Source organism: Nocardioides marinisabuli (assembly GCF_013466785.1).
Taxonomy (GTDB): domain Bacteria; phylum Actinomycetota; class Actinomycetes; order Propionibacteriales; family Nocardioidaceae; genus Nocardioides; species Nocardioides marinisabuli.
In genome coordinates, this window is the sequence record NZ_CP059163.1 from 1,042,337 (window position 1) to 1,058,801 (window position 16,465).

Below are 16,465 nucleotides of genomic sequence, written 5' to 3' on the forward strand. Positions count from 1 at the left end.
GGGCCGCGGCGGGGCTCAGCCGGTGCGGACGGCCACGAGGTCGGCGAAGGCCTCCAGGGCCTCGCGCACGGGCCCGGCGGGCACCACGTCGAGGTGGGCCTTCGCTGCCTGGGCCTGCCTCACGACGTAGGCCCGCGCCTGCTCCATCGCCGGGTGGGCGCGCAGCAGGCCGAGGGTCTCGGCCAGCAGCGCGTCGTCGGTGAGGTCGGCGTCGAGCAGCTCGAGCAGGCGTACGTCGGCGGGGTCGCTCGACCCGGCGCCGGCGGCGCGGGCCATCAGCACCGGCAGCGTCGGCACGCCCTCGCGCAGGTCGGTGCCGGGGGTCTTGCCGGACTCGTCGGTCTCGGAGGCGATGTCGAGGATGTCGTCGGAGAGCTGGAAGGCCGCCCCGACGATCTCGCCGTACGCCGCCAGGGCCTCCTCGACCTCGCGCGGGGCGCCGCTGAAGCGGGCGCCGTAGCGCGCGGAGGTGGCGATCAGCGAGCCGGTCTTGCCGGCCACCACGTCGAGGTAGTGCTGCAGCGGGTCCTCGTCGGGCCCGGGCGTCACGGTCTCGAGGATCTGGCCCTCGACCAGCCGGGTGAACGTCTCGGCCTGGATGCGCACGGCGTCGGCGCCCAGGCGGGCGGTCAGCTCGGAGGAGCGGGCGAAGAGGAAGTCGCCGGTGAGGATGGCCACGAGGTTGTCCCAGCGGGCGTTGGCCGAGTCGGCGCCGCGGCGCAGGTCGGCCTCGTCCATCACGTCGTCGTGGTAGAGCGAGCCGACGTGGGTGATCTCCACGACGCAGGCCGCGGTCAGCACGTCGTCACAGCCCGGCTCGGGCCCCGTCTCGGCGGCCAGCAGCACCAGCAGCGGCCGGAACCGCTTGCCGCCGGCCGACATGAGGTGCGCGGCGGCCTCCGAGACGTACTTCGTGCGGCCCTGGACGTGGCCCGCGAGCAGCTCCTCGATGGTGTCGAGGCGCTGCTGCAGGCGCGCAGCCAGGGCCTCGTCGGTGACGGGCAGGGCGAGGTTGGCCAGGGGCGGGGTCGAGCTCACCTGATGAATTGTCCGGCATCGGCGGCGAGGTCGAGCACCGGGCCCGGCACCACGCCGAGCGCCAGGGTGCCGACGACACCGACGACGATGACCGCGGTCGTCAGCGCCGACGGGGTGGTCACCGAGGCGACCTCCCCCTCGGGCACCGCGAAGTACATGACGCGGATCAGCCGGACGTAGAAGAACACCGACAGCACGCTGGCGGCGATCGCGACCAGCACGACCGGCCAGGCGCCCGCCGACAGGGCCACGGTGAACACGGCCCACTTGCCGGTGAACCCGGCGGTCAGCGGGATGCCGGCCATCGAGAGCAGGAAGAAGGCGAACGCACCCGCGACGAGCGGGGAGCGCGCACCCAGGCCGGCCCAGCGGGCCATGGCGGTGGCCTCGCCGGAGGAGTCGCGCACCAGCGTGACGACGGCGAACGCGCCGACCGTCGCGAAGCTGTAGGTGAGCAGGTAGAACATCACCGACTGCAGCGAGGTGACCTGGCCCTCGGCCAGCTCGCCCGCGCCCTGGACGCCCAGGACGCCGGTGAGCAGGAAGCCGGTGTGCGCGATCGCCGAGTAGGCCAGCATCCGCTTGACGTCGGTCTGCACGATCGCGAGCACGGCGCCGACCAGCATGGTCAGGATCGCGATGACCCACATCATCGGCTGCCACGACCAGCGCTCGGCCCCGAAGGCGACGTAGAGCAGGCGCAGGATCGCGCCGAAGGCGGCGATCTTGGTGCCGGCGGCCATGAAGGCGGTCACCGCGGTGGGCGCGCCCTGGTAGACGTCGGGGGTCCAGGCCTGGAAGGGCACCGCGCCGACCTTGAAGAGCAGGCCGACCATCAGCATCCCGATGCCGACCAGCAGCAGGCCGCGGTTGGCGGTGTCGTTGCGCACCGCCTCGTCGATCGCTGCGAAGTCCATCGAGCCGGCGAAGCCGTAGACCAGCGCGACGCCGTAGAGGAAGAAGCCCGAGGAGAAGGCGCCGAGCAGGAAGTACTTCAGCGCGGCCTCCTGGCTCAGCAGCCGGCGGCGTCGGGCCAGTCCGGCGAGCAGGTAGAGGGGCAGCGAGAGGACCTCGAGGGCCACGAACAGCGTCAGCAGGTCGGCGGCGGCCGGGAAGAGCATCATGCCGGTGACCGCGAACATCAGCAGCGGGTAGACCTCGCTGTGGTCGAGCGCCTGGGTGCGGCGCTCGGCCTCGGTGCCCGGCAGCGCGGCGGCCTGGCCGGCGAAGGCCGAGACGCCGCTCTCGAGGCGGCGCTCGGCGAAGAGCGCGACCCCCGTCAGCGCGAAGACCAGCAGCATGCCCCACAGGAAGACCGTCGGACCGTCGACGGCGACGGCGCCGGCGGCGCCGAAGAGGCCGCGGGCGGCCCCGCCCTCGGTGACCTCGAGGTCCGTGCCGATCCACACGGTGCCCGCCAGCGCGGCCACCAGGCCGGCGACGGCCAGCACCAGCTGGGTGGTGTGGCGGCGCCCCCGGGGCAGGAACGCCTCGGCGAGGACGCCCAGGCAGGCCACGCCGAAGACGACGAAGAGCGGCCAGATGCTGCCGTACTCCATCACCGGCTTGGTGAACTCGCCCATCAGTTCTCGCCCTCCTCGGCGGTGTCGGAGTCGGAGCCGGCGTCGCTGTGCGCGTCCGCGCCGACCTCCGGCGGGTCGTCAGTGACGCCCACCTGGCTGAGCAGGTCGCCGACGTAGGGGTCGGCCGCCTCCATCAGCGGCATCGGGTAGAAGCCGAAGAGCACCAGGCCCACGAAGAGCGGGGCGACGGCGACCAGCTCGCGGGTGGTGAGGTCGCGGCTCTCGCGCACGGTGCCGGGCACCGGTTCGACGGTCGGGCCGGTCATCGTGCGCTGGTACATCCACAGCGCGTAGATCGCGGCCAGCACGATGCCGGTCACCGCGACCGCGCCGACGTACCAGGCGTAGTCGAAGGCGGCGATGATCACGAGCATCTCGGAGACGAAGGTGCTCAGGCCCGGCAGGCCGAGCGCCGCCAGGCCGGCGACGAGGAACAGCCCGGCGAGGACCGGCGTGACCTTCTCGGCGCCACCCATCTCGCGGATCGAGGCGGTGCCGCGGCGGGCCACCACGTAGCCGGCGACCAGGAAGAGCGCAGCGGTGCCCAGGCCGTGGTTGACCATGTAGAGGATCGAGCCGGTGCCGCCCTGGCTGGAGAAGACGAAGATGCCCAGGGTGATGAAGCCGAAGTGGCTCAGCGAGGTCAGGCCGATCAGGCGCATCAGGTCGTCCTGGCCGATGGCCACCAGCGCGCCGTAGACGATCGAGACCAGCGCCAGCACCACGACCAGCGGGGTGGCCCACTGCGAGGCCTCGGGGAAGAGCCCCAGGCAGAAGCGCAGCATGCCGAAGGTGCCGATCTTGTCGAGCACGCAGACCAGCAGCACCGCGGTGCCGGGGGTGGCCTTCTCGGTCGTGTCGGCCAGCCAGGTGTGCACCGGGAACAGCGGCGCCTTGATCGCGAAGGCGATGAAGAAGGCCGCGAAGAGCCAGCGCCCGGCCGAGGTCGACATGTCGAGCTCGGTGAGGTCCGAGAGCAGGTACGACGGCGTGCCCTGCTGGGCGGAGACGACGTAGAGGCCGATGACGCCACCGAGCAGCACCAGGCCGCCGGCGAGCTGGAACATCAGGAACTTCACCGCGGCTGCGCTGCGCCCGACGCGGCCGAAGCCGCCGATCAGGAAGTAGGCCGGGATCAGCGTGGCCTCGAAGACCACGTAGAAGAGGAAGACGTCGGTGGCCAGGAAGACCGCCAGCGACAGCGCCTCGAGCGCGAGGGTCCAGGCCACGAAGGCCGCCGGGGAGCCCTGGGCGCCGCCGTCGAGGTAGCCCTCGTCGTCACGCCAGGAGGCCAGCAGCACGACGGGGACCAGCACCGCGGTCAGCAGGACCAGCAGCAGGCCGAGGCCGTCGACGCCCAGCGCGTAGTGCACGCCGAAGGCGCTGATCCAGTCGTGGGTCTCGCTCAGCTGCATGCCGCCGTCGACGTCGTACTGCAGCGCGACGGCCACGGCGAGCGCGAGGGTGGCCAACGAGACGCCGAGGCCGACCTGCTTGGTCAGCGCGGCCGAGCCGCGCAGGAAGGGCACCGCGACCGCGCCCACGAGGGGCACCAGGACGAGGAGGCTGAGCCAGGGGACGTCGGACATCACAGGTTCACCACCAGGAGCGCGCCGAGGACGAGGACGACCCCGCCGACGACGGAGAGGGCGTAGGAGCGCACGAAACCGTTCTGGAGCTTGCGCAGCTGGCCACCGAGCGCGGCGGTGACCCCTGCCGAGCCGGTGAACAGCCCGTCGACCAGGCTGCGGTCACCGCGGGTGAGCCCCGCGGTGGCGTGCCGGCCGGGGTTGATCACCAGGGTCTCGTTGATCGTGTCGCCGTACAGGTCGGCGCGGGCCGCACGGGTCGCGAACGACACGTCCTGCGGCGCGGTGACCGGCACCGGGCGCTTGCCGACGAGGAACCAGGCGGTGGCGACACCGACGGCCACGACGGCCAGGACCAGCAGCGTGATCACGATCGCCGGGACCGGCGGCTCGTGCTCGGGCGCGGTGCCCACGACCGGCGAGAGCCAGTCGACGATCCAGTGGCCGAGGTAGAGCACGCCGCCGAGCACCGACAGCGCGGCGAGCACGATGAGCGGCACGGTCATCACCGAGGGCGACTCGTGCGGGTGCACGTCGTCCTTCCAGCGCTTCTCGCCGAAGAACGTCATCAGCATCAGCCGGGTCATGTAGAAGCCGGTGACACCGGCGCCGATGAGCGCGCCGACGCCCGCGACCGGGCTCTCGATGAGCGCGGTCTCGATGATCTTGTCCTTGGACCAGAAGCCGGAGAACAGCGGGAAGCCGATGATCGCCAGGTAGCCCATGGCGAAGGTCAGGAAGGTGACCGGCATGGCCTTGCGCAGCGCGCCGTAGCGGCGCATGTCGACGTCGTCGTTCATGCCGTGCATGACCGAGCCCGCACCCAGGAACATGTTGGCCTTGAAGAAGCCGTGGGTGATGAGGTGGAAGATCGCGAACGCGTAGCCGTAGACCCCCAGGCCGGCGGCCAGCATCATGTAGCCGATCTGGCTCATCGTGGAGCCGGCGAGCGCCTTCTTGATGTCGTCCTTGGCGCAACCGATGACCGCACCCCACAGCAGCGTCACGGTGGCGACCACGACCACGGCGGTCTGCGCGTGCGGCGCCAGCTCGAAGACGAAGTTGGAGCGCACCACCAGGTAGACGCCGGCGGTGACCATGGTGGCGGCGTGGATGAGGGCCGAGACCGGGGTCGGGCCCTCCATCGCGTCGAGCAGCCACGACTGCAGCGGCACCTGCGCCGACTTGCCGCAGGCGGCGAGCAGCAGCAGCAGGCCCAGCGCGGTCAGGACCCCGTCGCTGGCGCCGGAGGCGTTCGCGCTGATGACGGTGAAGCTGGTGGAGCCGAAGGTGACGAAGAACAGCGCGATGCCCAGGCTCAGGCCGATGTCGCCGACGCGGTTGACCACGAAGGCCTTCTTGGCCGCGGCGGCCGCCGAGGGCTTGTGCTGCCAGAAGCCGATGAGCAGGTAGGAGGCCAGGCCCACGCCCTCCCAGCCCAGGAACAGGCCGAGGTAGTTCTCGCTCAGGACCAGCATCAGCATGGCCGCGACGAACAGGTTGAGGTAGGCGAAGAAGCGGCGACGGCGCGGGTCGTGCTCCATGTAGCCGATCGAGTAGACGTGGATCAGCGAGCCGACGCCGGTGATCAGCAGCAGGAACAGCACCGACAGCGGGTCGAGCAGCAGGTCGAGGGAGACCGTCAGGTCGCCCACGCGCATCCAGTCGTAGAGGTGCTGGACGACCTGGCGCTCACCCTCCTCGCGGCCGGTCAGCGAGACGAAGAGGACCAGGCTGAGCACGAAGGAGCCGACCGCGGTCAGCGTGCCGAGCCAGTGGCCCCACGCATCGGTGCGGCGCCCGCCCAGGAGCAGGATCGCGGCGCCGGCCAGCGGCAGCGCGATCACCAGCCACAGCAGCGAGAAGACGCCGTCGGCGCCCACGGGATCGACCACGGGGATGGACGCGCCACCCTCGGACAAGAGAAACATCTGCGGCGGGCTCCTAGTACTTCAGCAGGCTCGCGTCGTCGACCGAGGCCGAGCGACGGGTCCGGAAGATGGTCATGATGATGGCGAGCCCGACCACGACCTCGGCGGCGGCGACGACCATCACGAAGAAGGCCGCGACCTGCCCGTCGAGGTTGCCGTGCTGCTTGGCGAAGGCCACCAGCGCGAGGTTGCAGGCGTTCAGCATCAGCTCGACGCACATGAACACCACGATGGCGTTGCGGCGCGTGAGCACGCCGACCGAGCCGATCGTGAACAGGATCGTGCTGAGCACGATGTAGGGGGTGACGTCGTCCATCACTCGTCTCCCTCGGGGCGGTCGGCGCCCAGCGGGCGGGTCTCGGGGTTCTCGGTGTTGTGACCGGCACCGGCGGAGGTGTCGGCCGCGCTGCCGGAGCCGCCGGAGATGCCGCGGACGCCGTCGAGGGTGCGCTGCACCTCCTCGATGTCGTCGGCCAGCGCCGGCGCCGAGCGCACCGTGCCGCGGGCGCTGAGCACCCGCGAGACCGAGTCCTCGGCCGGGGTGCCGTCGGGCAGCAGCGCCGGGGTGTCGACCGCGTTGTGGCGGGCGTAGACGCCCGGCGAGGGCAGCGGCCCGAGGTGGCGACCGGTGGCGGCGTACTCCTGCATGCGGCGCGTCGCCATCGCGCGCTGGCCCTCCTTGGGCTCGAGGCGCTCGCGGTGGGCGAGCAGCATCGCGCCGAGGGCGGCGGTGATCAGCAGCGCGGCGGTGGCCTCGAAGGCCAGCACGTAGCGCGCGAACAGCAGGTCGGCCAGGCCCTCGATGTTGCCGCCGGAGTTGGCCACGCCCATCCCGACCACGGTGCCGAGCGAGATCTGGGCGACCACCACCACCAGCAGCAGGCCCATGACCAGCCCACCGAGGATCGAGAGCACCCGCTGGCCGCGGATCGTCTCGACGACCGAGTCGGCCGCGTCGACGCCGACCAGCATCAGCACGAAGAGGAACAGCATCAGGATCGCGCCGGTGTAGACGATGATCTGCACCGCGAAGAGGAACGGCGCGTCGAGGGTCAGGTAGAGCACCGCGAGGCTGATCATCACCACGGCCAGCAGCAGCGCCGAGTGCACCGCGCGGCGCACCAGCACCACGCCGAGCGCGGCGAGGACGATGAGGGGCGAGAGCACCCAGAAGGCGATCACTGGGCGCCCTCCCCGGTGGTGCCCGGCGCCGGCGCGGCGTACTGGCCGCGGTAGTAGTCGGTCTCGTCGTCACCCAGCAGCATCGCGTGCGGCGGCTGCTCCATGCCCGGCAGCAGCGGCGCGAGCAGGTCGGACTTCTCGTAGATCAGCGACTCGCGGGTGGAGTCGGCCAGCTCGTACTCGTTGGTCATCGTCAGCGCCCGGGTCGGGCACGCCTCGATGCACAGCCCGCACAGGATGCAGCGCAGGTAGTTGATCTGGTAGACGCGGCCGTACCGCTCACCGGGGCTGAACCGGCCCGAACCCTCCTCGGCACCCGGCTCGTCGCTGTTCGAGGCGCCCTCGACGTAGATCGCGTCGGCGGGGCACGCCCAGGCGCACAGCTCGCACCCGACGCACTTCTCCAGCCCGTCGGGCCAGCGGTTGAGCTGGTGACGGCCGTGGAAGCGCGGCGCGGTGGGCAGCTTCTCGAAGGGGTACTGCTCGGTGACGACCTTGCGGAACATGGTGCGGAACGTGACCCCGAAACCCGCGATGGGGTCCCAGAACTGCTCCTTCATGCTCTTGGCGCCGGGGGACTCTGCCATGTCAGCTCTCCTCGGGGGCACCGTGGGACACGGTGGCCTGCGTGCGGGACGTCGGGAACGTGAGCGGGGCGGCGGCGCCGCGCACGGCACCCCCGCTCGGCATCGGCGGGACGGGGTAGGCGCCGGTGGGCGCGGTGTGGTCGTCCACGACCTGCTCGTCGGCCGACTCGTCGGGACCGAAGAAGCCCCACACGAGGATCAGCGCCAGCAGGACGCCACCGCCGATGAGGATCTCCTGGGTACCCAGCTCGTAGGCGGTCGAGACGTAGCGCATGGTCGCGACCAGGACCACCCAGACCAGCGCGGCCGGGATCAGCACCTTCCAGCCCAGGTCCATGAACTGGTCGTAGCGCATCCGCGGCAGGGTCCCGCGCAGCCAGATGAAGAAGAAGATGAAGAGCAGCATCTTGCCGAAGAACCAGATCAGCGGCACGTAGCCCTCGTTGGCGCCGGCCCAGATCTCGTCGATCCAGAACGGGGCGCGCCAGCCGCCGAGGAACAGCGTCGTGGCCAGCGCCGAGACGGTCGCCATGTTGATGTACTCGCCGAGGAAGAACAGCGCGAACTTCAGCGAGGAGTACTCGGTGTGGAAGCCGCCGACCAGCTCGCCCTCGGCCTCGGGGAGGTCGAAGGGCGCGCGGTTGGTCTCACCGATCATCGAGATCACGTAGATGACGAAGGAGGGGAACAGGATCGCGCCGAACCACCAGTCCTCCTGGGCCGCGACGATCTCGGAGGTCGACAGCGAGCCGGCGTAGAGGAACACCGCGACGAGCGCGAGACCCATCGCGACCTCGTAGGAGATCATCTGCGCGCTCGAGCGCAGGCCGCCCAGCAGCGAGTACGTCGACCCGCTGGACCAGCCGCCGAGCACGATGCCGTAGATGCCGATCGAGGCGATGGCCATCACGAAGAGGACCGCGACGGGCATGTCGGTCAGCTGGAGCGGGGTGCGCTCGCCGAACATCGTGACCTCGGGGCCGAAGGGGATCACCGAGAAGGTGACGAAGGCCGGGATGACCACCAGCACCGGGGCGAGGACGAAGACGACCTTGTCGGCCGCCTTGGGGATGATGTCCTCCTTCAGCGCCAGCTTCACGCCGTCGGCCAGCGACTGCAGCAGGCCGAAGGGGCCGTGCACGTTGGGGCCGATGCGGTGCTGCATGCGCGCCACGACGCGCCGCTCCCACCAGATGTTGAACAGCGTCAGCAGCACCAGCACGACGAAGATGAGCACGGCCTTGACCAGCACCAGCCACCAGACGTCCTGGCCGAAGAGGGGCAGTTCGTTCACAGCGAGGCTCCCTTCAGGCTCACGCGGCTGCCCGGCGAGGCCAGGCGTTCGAGCACGGAGGTCCCGAAGGACGCGGACGGCACCCACACGACGTCGTCGACCATGCCGGGCACCTGCTCCACGGGCAGCGTCAGCTCACCGCGGTCGCCCACGACCGTGACCGAGCCGCCCGACAGGGAGGCGGCGGCGTACGTCGCGGGGCTGAGGCGGGCCACGGCGGGCCGGGCGGTGGCGGCGAGGTGCTTGTCGCCGGCCTGCATGGCGCCGTCGTCGATGAGCTGCTTCCAGGTCGAGAGGGCGACGCCCTCACCCGGGGCGGCCCCGGTGGGGTCCGAGAGCGGGTCGGAGTGCATCGCGGCCCGGTCGCCGTCCCAGGCGCCGAGGTCGGCCATCTCGGCGCGGACCTCGTCGACGGTGCGGAACCCGAGGGCGGCACCGTGGCCGGCGGCCGCGAGCTCCTCGGAGATGCCGGCGAGCACCCGCAGGTCGGGCAGCGACGAGGGGCTGGGCAGCACGGCCTCGAAGGGACGCACCCGCCCCTCCCAGTTGACGAACGTGCCGGCCTTCTCGACGGCGGCGGCGACGGGGAACACCACGTCGGCGGCCCGGGTCACCTCGGTCTCGCGCAGCTCGAGGGCGACCACGAAGGAGGCGGCCTCGAGGGCGGCGCGGGTCGCGGCCGGGTCGGTGGTGTCGGCGGGGTCGACCCCGCCGACGACCAGGCCGCCGACCTCGCCGGCGACCAGGGCGGCGACGATCGCGTCGGCGTCACGGCCGGGCGTCTCGGGCAGCGAGGCGACGCCCCACGACGCGGCGGCGTCGACGCGGGCGGCGGCGTCGGCCACCGGCCGGGCGCCGGGCAGCAGGCCGGGCAGGCAGCCGGCCTCGACCGCACCGCGGTCACCGGCGCGACGCGGCACCCAGGCCAGTCGGGCGCCGGTGCGGGCGGCCAGGTCGGCGGCCGCGGTGAGCGCGCCGGGCGAGGTCGCCAGGCGCTCGCCGACCAGCACGACGGTGGTGGCGTCGACACCGTGCTCGGCGTGCTCGACCATCGCGGCGAGCGCACCGGCCTCGGCGCCGGGGGCGGTGGGCACCAGGTGGGCGGAGAGCTTGGCGAGCCCGCGGGTCAGGTACGGCGCGACCGCGAGCACGCGGGTGCCGTGCTTGGCCGCGCGGCGCAGGCGCAGGAAGACCGCGCCGGCCTCGTCCTCGGGCTCGAGCCCGGCCAGCACCACCGTCGCCGCCGACTCCAGGTCGGCGTAGGTGACCCCGCCGGCCTCGGGGGCGCCGAGGGCGACGTGGGCGGCGAGGAACTGCTCCTCCTCCGCCGAGTGCGGGCGGGCGCGGAAGTCGATGTCGTTGGTGCCGAGCGTGACCCGCGCCAGCTTGGCGTAGGCGTAGGCGTCCTCGGTGCTCATCCGGCCACCGGTCAGCACCGCCGACGAGCCGGCGGCGGCCAGCCCGCGCGCGGCCACGGCGAAGGCCTCGGGCCACGACGCCGGGCGCAGCGAGCCGTCGCCGCCGTCCTCGACGCGGTCGCGCACCTGCGGGTAGCCCAGCCGGTCCTCGAGGTGGGCGTAGGTGAAGGCGAAGCGGTCCTTGTCGGTGATCCACTCCTCGTTGACCTCGGGGTCGTTGCCGGCCAGGCGACGCATCACCTTGCCGCGACGGTGGTCGACGCGGATCGCGGAGCCGCAGGCGTCGTGCTCGGCGACGCTGGGGGTGGAGACCAGGTCGAAGGGGCGCGAGCGGAACCGGTAGGACTCCGAGGTGAGCGCGCCCACCGGGCAGATCTGGATGGTGTTGCCGGAGAAGTAGGACAGGAACGGCGCCGACTCGGCGATGCCGATCTGCTGCTGGGCGCCGCGCTCGACCAGCGCGATGAACGGGTCGCCGGCGATCTCCTCGGCGAAGCGGGTGCAGCGCTGGCACACGATGCAGCGCTCGCGGTCGAGCAGCACCTGCGGGGAGAGGTTGATCGGCTTGGGGAAGGTGCGCTTGACGCCGCCGGAGGCGGTGAAGCGCGACTCGCCGCGCCCGTTGGACATCGCCTGGTTCTGCAGGGGGCACTCGCCGCCCTTGTCGCAGACCGGGCAGTCGAGCGGGTGGTTGACCAGCAGGAACTCCATGACGCCCTGCTGGGCCTTGTCGGCGACCTCGCTGGTGGCCTGGGTGTTGACGACCATGCCCGGTGCGACCGGCAGGGTGCAGGAGGCCTGCGGCTTGGGGAAGCCGCGGCCGTTGCCGGCGTCGGGGACGTCGACCAGGCACTGGCGGCAGGCGCCGACCGGCTCGAGCAGCGGGTGGTCGCAGAAGCGCGGGATCTGCACGCCGACCTGCTCGGCGGCCCGGATCACCAGGGTGTCCTTGGGGACGCTGACCTCGATGCCGTCGATGGTCACCTGGACCAGCTCGACCTCGGCCGAGGTCCTCTCGGGGGTGGTTGTCATGCCTGGGCTCCAGCGGTGGCGAAGACGGTCGAGGCCGCGGGGTCGAAGGGGCAGCCCCCGTGCTCGAGGTGGGCGAGGTACTCGTCGCGGAAGAACTTGATCGAGCTCGAGATCGGGCTGGTGGCACCGTCGCCGAGCGCGCAGAACGAGCGGCCCAGGATGTTGTCGCACTGGTCGAGGAGCAGGTCGAGGTCCTCCTCGCGGCCCTCCCCCTTCTCCAGGCGGGCCAGGGTCTGCACCAGCCACCAGGTGCCCTCGCGGCACGGGGTGCACTTGCCGCAGGACTCGTGCTTGTAGAACTCGGTCCAGCGCAGCACCGCGCGCACCACGCAGGTGGTCTCGTCGAAGAGCTGCAGGGCGCGGGTGCCGAGCATGCTGCCGGCCTCGGCCATCCCCTCGAAGTCGAGCGGCAGGTCGAGGTGCTCGGCGGTCAGCATCGGGGTCGAGGAGCCGCCGGGGGTCCAGAACTTCAGCTCGTGGCCGGCGCGCATGCCGCCGGCCAGGTCGATCAGCTCGCGCAGCGTGATGCCCAGCGGGGCCTCGTACTGCCCGGGCCGGGCGACGTGGCCCGAGAGCGAGAAGATGCCGAAGCCCTTGGACTTCTCGGTGCCCATGGAGGCGAACCAGTCGGCGCCGTGGGCGATGATCGAGGGCACCGAGGCGATCGACTCGACGTTGTTGATGACCGTGGGGCTGGCGTAGAGCCCGGCCACGGCGGGGAACGGCGGGCGCAGGCGCGGCTGGCCGCGACGGCCCTCGAGGCCCTCGAGCAGGGCGGTCTCCTCGCCACAGATGTAGGCGCCGGCGCCGGCGTGGACCACGATGTCGAGGTCGTAGCCGCTGCCGTGGATGTCGGTGCCGAGGTGGCCGGCGGCGTACGCCTCGGCCACGGCCGCCTGGACCCGGCGGATGACGTGGAGCACCTCGCCGCGGATGTAGATGAAGGCCTTGTTGGCGCGGATGGCGAAGGAGCTGATGATGACGCCCTCGACCAGCGTGTGGGGGCTGGCCATCATCAGCGGGATGTCCTTGCAGGTGCCCGGCTCGGACTCGTCGGCGTTGACCACGAGGTACTTGGGCTTGGGGTTGTCCTGCGGGATGAAGCCCCACTTCATGCCGGTGGGGAAGCCCGCGCCGCCGCGCCCGCGCAGACCGGAGTCCTTGACAGCGGCGATCACGTCGTCGGGGGCCATGCCCAGGGCGGTGCGCAGCCCGGCGTAGCCGCCGTGCTCCTCGTAGGACGCCAGGGTCCAGGAGCGCTCGGCGCCCCAGTTGGCGGTGAGGACCGGGGTCAGGGTGTCGACCACGTCAGTTCGCCTCCTTCTTCTCCGCGGCGGTCTGGTCGCTGCCGCTCTCCGCCTCGACGGCGGCCGACTCGGCCTCCTCGGAGGCGTCGGTACGACGCGCGGCCTCGGCGCCCTCGCCGTCGGCGGTGGGCTCGGTGCCGGTGGCGCCCGAGGCCTGCGCCGAGGGGGCGCTCCAGCCGCGCTCGTGGGCGATCTCGAGACCCACCAGCGAGGCGGGGCCCGCGGCGGGGCCCTCGTCGGCGCGCCCGTCGGGGAAGCCGGCGAGCACGCGCTCGGCCTCGCGCCAGGTGCACACGCGCGGGCCACGGGTCGAGGTGACCTCCTTGCCGGCGCGCAGGTCGTCGACCAGGGCGACCGCCGAGTCGGGGGTCATGTTGTCCATGAACTCCCAGTTGACCATCATCACCGGCGCGTAGTCGCAGGCCGCGTTGCACTCGACGTGCTCGAGGGTGATGTTCTTCTGGCCCGGCACGTCGGCGGTGGTCTCGTCGTTGCCGACGTCGAGGTGGTCCTTGAGCCGCTCGAAGATCTGGTCGCCGCCCATCACCGCGCACAGCGTGTTGGTGCAGACCCCGACGTGGTAGTCGCCGACGGGGCGGCGCTTGTACATCGTGTAGAAGGTCGCGACACCGCTGACCTCGGCCGCGGAGATGTCGAGGATCTCGGCGCACGCCTCGATGCCCTCAGGGGTCACCCGGCCCTCGGTGGACTGCACCAGGTGCAGCATCGGCAGCAGGCCGGAGCGGGCCTCGGGGTAGCGGCCGGCGATCTCGCGCAGCTCGTCGAGGGTCGTCTGCGACAGCGTCATCGGTCGACGCCTCCCATCACGGGGTCGATCGAGGCGATCGCCACGATGACGTCGGCGACCATGCCGCCCTCGCTCATCACGGACGTCGCCTGCAGGTTGGTGAACGACGGGTCGCGGAAGTGCGCCCGGAAGGGTCGGGTGCCGCCGTCGGAGACGACGTGTGCGCCGAGCTCGCCGCGCGGCGACTCCACGGGCACGTAGGCCTGGCCGGTCGGGACCCGGAAGCCCTCGGTGACCAGCTTGAAGTGGTGGATCAGGCCCTCCATCGACTCGCCCATGATGTGGCGGATGTGGTCGAGGCTGTTGCCCATGCCGTCGGAGCCGATCGAGAGCTGGCTGGGCCAGGCGACCTTCTTGTCGGCGACCATGACGGGAGCGCCCTCGAGGCCGGCGAGGCGCTCGGCGGCCTGCTCGACGATCTTCAGCGACTCCCACATCTCGGCCAGGCGCACCCGGAAGCGGCCGTAGGCGTCGGCGGTGTCCCAGGTCTGCACGTCGAAGTCGTAGGTCTCGTAGCCGCAGTACGGCTCGGACTTGCGCAGGTCCCAGGGGTAGCCGGTGGCGCGCAGCGGCGGACCGGTCAGGCCCAGCGCCAGGCAGCCCTCGAGGTCGAGGTGGCCCACGCCCTCGAGGCGGCCCTTGAAGATCGGGTTGGCGTTGCACAGCGCGGCGTACTCGGGCAGGCGCTTGCGCATCAGGTCGATGAAGCCTCGGATCTCGTCGAGGGCGCCGGGAGGCAGGTCCTGGGCGACGCCGCCGGGGCGGATGAAGGCGTGGTTCATCCGCAGGCCGGTGATCAGCTCGAAGAGGTCGAGCACCAGCTCGCGCTCGCGGAAGCCGATCGTCATCACGGTCAGCGCGCCGAGCTCCATGCCGCCGGTGGCGATCGCGACCAGGTGGGAGGAGAGACGGTTGAGCTCCATCAGGAGCACCCGCATGACCTGCGCCTTCTCGGGCACGTCGGCCTCGATGTCGAGCAGCCGCTCGACGCCGAGCACGTAGGTCATCTCGTTGTAGAACGGGGAGAGGTAGTCCATCCGGGTGCAGAACGTGACGCCCTGCGTCCAGGAGCGGAACTCCATGTTCTTCTCGATGCCGGTGTGCAGGTAGCCGATGCCGCAGCGGGCCTCGGTGACCGTCTCGCCCTCGAGCTCCAGGATCAGGCGCAGCACGCCGTGGGTCGAGGGGTGCTGGGGGCCCATGTTGACGACGACGCGCTCCTCGGCGCCCTCCTCGAGCCCCTCGGTGATGGAGTCCCAGTCCTGGCCGGAGACGGTGAAGACGCGCCCCTCGGAGGTCTCCTGGGTGCCGGCGTAGAGGTCCTGCTCGCCGGCGCCCGTGCTGGTGTTGGTTCCGGTGTTGGCAGCCATCAGTTGTACGACCTCCGCTGGTCGGGAGGCGGCACGGTGCCGCCCTTGTACTCCACGGGGATGCCACCCAGCGGGTAGTCCTTGCGCTGGGGGTGGCCCGGCCAGTCGTCGGGCATGAGGATGCGCGTGAGCCCGGGGTGGCCGTCGAAGACGATCCCGAACATGTCGTAGGTCTCGCGCTCGTGCCAGTCGGCGGTCGGGTAGACCGCGACCACCGAGGGCACGTGCGGGTCGGCGTCGGGGGCGGTGGCCTCGACGCGGATCCGGCGGTTGTGGGTCATCGAGAGCAGGTGCATCACCACGTGCAGCTCGCGCCCGGTGTCGTCGGGGTAGTGCACGCCGGAGACGCTCGAGCACAGCTCGAAGCGCAGCGCCTCGTCGTCGCGCAGCAGCCGCGCCACGTCGAGGAGGTCCTCGCGGCGCACGTGGAAGGTGATCTCGCCGCGGTGCACCACGACGCTGCCGACGGCCTGCTCGAGCCCGGCCGAGCGGGTCGCGGCCTCGAGGGCGTCGGCGACCTCGTCGAACCAGCCGCCGAAGGGACGGCTGCTCGGCGCGGGGTAGGTGACGGCCGAGACCAGGCCGCCGTAGCCGCTGGTGTCACCGGTGCCGCGCACGCCGAACATCCCGTGGCGCTGGCCGACCTGGTGGACCTGGCCGGGGGCGGAGGGCAGGTTCTCGGGCGACTGCTCCACCGCCGGCTTGCCGGGGGTCTGCTCGGGCCCGTCGGGGGTCGCCGTCGTGACGTCCTTGTCGTCGCTCACCGCAGCAGGCCCTTCATCTCGGAGGTCGGCAGCGCGGTGAGGCGCTCGTTCTCGAGCTCCTCGATCTGCGCGAGGCGGTTGGCCCCGAGCTTGGTCGACTGGACCTGGTCGTGCAGCTTGAGGATCGCGTCGATGAGCATCTCGGGCCGCGGCGGGCAGCCGGGCAGGTACATGTCGACGGGCACGACGTGGTCGACGCCCTGCACGATCGCGTAGTTGTTGAACATGCCGCCGGAGCTGGCGCACACGCCCATCGCCAGGACCCACTTGGGCTCGGCCATCTGGTCGTAGATCTGGCGCAGGACCGGGGCCATCTTCTGGCTCACGCGCCCGGCGACGATCATCAGGTCGGCCTGGCGCGGGCTCGCGCGGAAGACCTCCATGCCGAAGCGGGCCATGTCGTACTTCGGGCCGCCGCTGGTCATCATCTCGATGGCGCAGCAGGCCAGGCCGAACGTCGCGGGCCAGAACGAGGCCTTGCGCATGTAGCCGGCCACGCCCTCGACGGTCGTCAGCAGGACGCCGCTGGGGAGCTTCTCCTCGATACCCATGGCTGGGTCCT

Annotated in this window: 14 protein-coding genes; all 14 read right to left on the bottom strand. The window is 71.6% G+C overall.

Annotated features, from left to right (window positions below):
- Positions 1–15 precede the first annotated feature (15 nt).
- Genes H0S66_RS05040 through H0S66_RS05105 form a run of 14 tightly spaced genes read right to left on the bottom strand, consistent with a single transcriptional unit; the run spans position 16 to position 16,454 of the window.
- Positions 16–1,038: a polyprenyl synthetase family protein gene (locus tag H0S66_RS05040; protein ID WP_179614421.1), complete on the bottom strand. Its 1,023-nt coding sequence runs from the start codon at positions 1,036–1,038 to the stop codon at positions 16–18.
- Entirely contained in the window at positions 1,035–2,621 is a 1,587-nt protein-coding gene (nuoN, locus tag H0S66_RS05045) for an NADH-quinone oxidoreductase subunit NuoN (protein ID WP_179614422.1), read from the bottom strand. Before nuoN ends, H0S66_RS05040 begins: the two co-directional genes overlap by 4 nt.
- Positions 2,621–4,210: an NADH-quinone oxidoreductase subunit M gene (locus tag H0S66_RS05050; protein ID WP_179614423.1), complete on the bottom strand. Its 1,590-nt coding sequence runs from the start codon at positions 4,208–4,210 to the stop codon at positions 2,621–2,623. The genes nuoN and H0S66_RS05050 overlap by 1 nt, the downstream gene beginning before the upstream one ends.
- Positions 4,210–6,141 (bottom strand): NADH-quinone oxidoreductase subunit L, encoded by a 1,932-nt coding sequence (gene nuoL / locus H0S66_RS05055; RefSeq protein WP_179614424.1) that lies wholly within the window; start codon positions 6,139–6,141, stop codon positions 4,210–4,212. Before nuoL ends, H0S66_RS05050 begins: the two co-directional genes overlap by 1 nt.
- A 13-nt stretch (positions 6,142–6,154) precedes the next feature.
- Positions 6,155–6,457 carry an NADH-quinone oxidoreductase subunit NuoK gene (gene nuoK, locus H0S66_RS05060; protein WP_179614425.1) on the bottom strand — a complete coding sequence of 101 codons (303 nt, stop codon included), beginning with the start codon at positions 6,455–6,457 and terminating at the stop codon, positions 6,155–6,157.
- Entirely contained in the window at positions 6,457–7,323 is an 867-nt protein-coding gene (locus tag H0S66_RS05065) for an NADH-quinone oxidoreductase subunit J (protein WP_179614426.1), read from the bottom strand. The genes nuoK and H0S66_RS05065 overlap by 1 nt, the downstream gene beginning before the upstream one ends.
- A complete protein-coding gene (gene nuoI, locus H0S66_RS05070) occupies positions 7,320–7,910 on the bottom strand; it encodes an NADH-quinone oxidoreductase subunit NuoI (protein ID WP_179614427.1) in 591 nt (196 codons plus the stop codon). Before nuoI ends, H0S66_RS05065 begins: the two co-directional genes overlap by 4 nt.
- A 1-nt stretch (position 7,911) precedes the next feature.
- The gene (nuoH, locus tag H0S66_RS05075; protein WP_218876546.1) at positions 7,912–9,195 is read right to left on the bottom strand and encodes an NADH-quinone oxidoreductase subunit NuoH; all 1,284 of its coding nucleotides are present in this window, start codon (positions 9,193–9,195) and stop codon (positions 7,912–7,914) included.
- 5 nt (positions 9,196–9,200) lie between these two features.
- Entirely contained in the window at positions 9,201–11,654 is a 2,454-nt protein-coding gene (locus H0S66_RS05080) for an NADH-quinone oxidoreductase subunit G (protein ID WP_179614429.1), read from the bottom strand.
- The gene (nuoF, locus tag H0S66_RS05085) at positions 11,651–12,961 is read right to left on the bottom strand and encodes an NADH-quinone oxidoreductase subunit NuoF (protein WP_179614430.1); all 1,311 of its coding nucleotides are present in this window, start codon (positions 12,959–12,961) and stop codon (positions 11,651–11,653) included. The genes H0S66_RS05080 and nuoF overlap by 4 nt, the downstream gene beginning before the upstream one ends.
- A gap of 1 nt (position 12,962) precedes the next feature.
- Positions 12,963–13,769, bottom strand: a complete 807-nt coding sequence (gene nuoE / locus H0S66_RS05090) for an NADH-quinone oxidoreductase subunit NuoE (protein ID WP_179614431.1) — start codon at positions 13,767–13,769, stop codon at positions 12,963–12,965.
- Positions 13,766–15,139, bottom strand: coding sequence for an NADH-quinone oxidoreductase subunit D (locus tag H0S66_RS05095; protein ID WP_179614432.1), 1,374 nt, complete (start codon positions 15,137–15,139; stop codon positions 13,766–13,768). Before H0S66_RS05095 ends, nuoE begins: the two co-directional genes overlap by 4 nt.
- Positions 15,139–15,903: an NADH-quinone oxidoreductase subunit C gene (locus H0S66_RS05100; RefSeq protein WP_179614433.1), complete on the bottom strand. Its 765-nt coding sequence runs from the start codon at positions 15,901–15,903 to the stop codon at positions 15,139–15,141. Before H0S66_RS05100 ends, H0S66_RS05095 begins: the two co-directional genes overlap by 1 nt.
- Positions 15,900–16,454 carry a NuoB/complex I 20 kDa subunit family protein gene (locus tag H0S66_RS05105; RefSeq protein ID WP_179614434.1) on the bottom strand — a complete coding sequence of 185 codons (555 nt, stop codon included), beginning with the start codon at positions 16,452–16,454 and terminating at the stop codon, positions 15,900–15,902. The genes H0S66_RS05100 and H0S66_RS05105 overlap by 4 nt, the downstream gene beginning before the upstream one ends.
- Positions 16,455–16,465 lie beyond the last annotated feature (11 nt).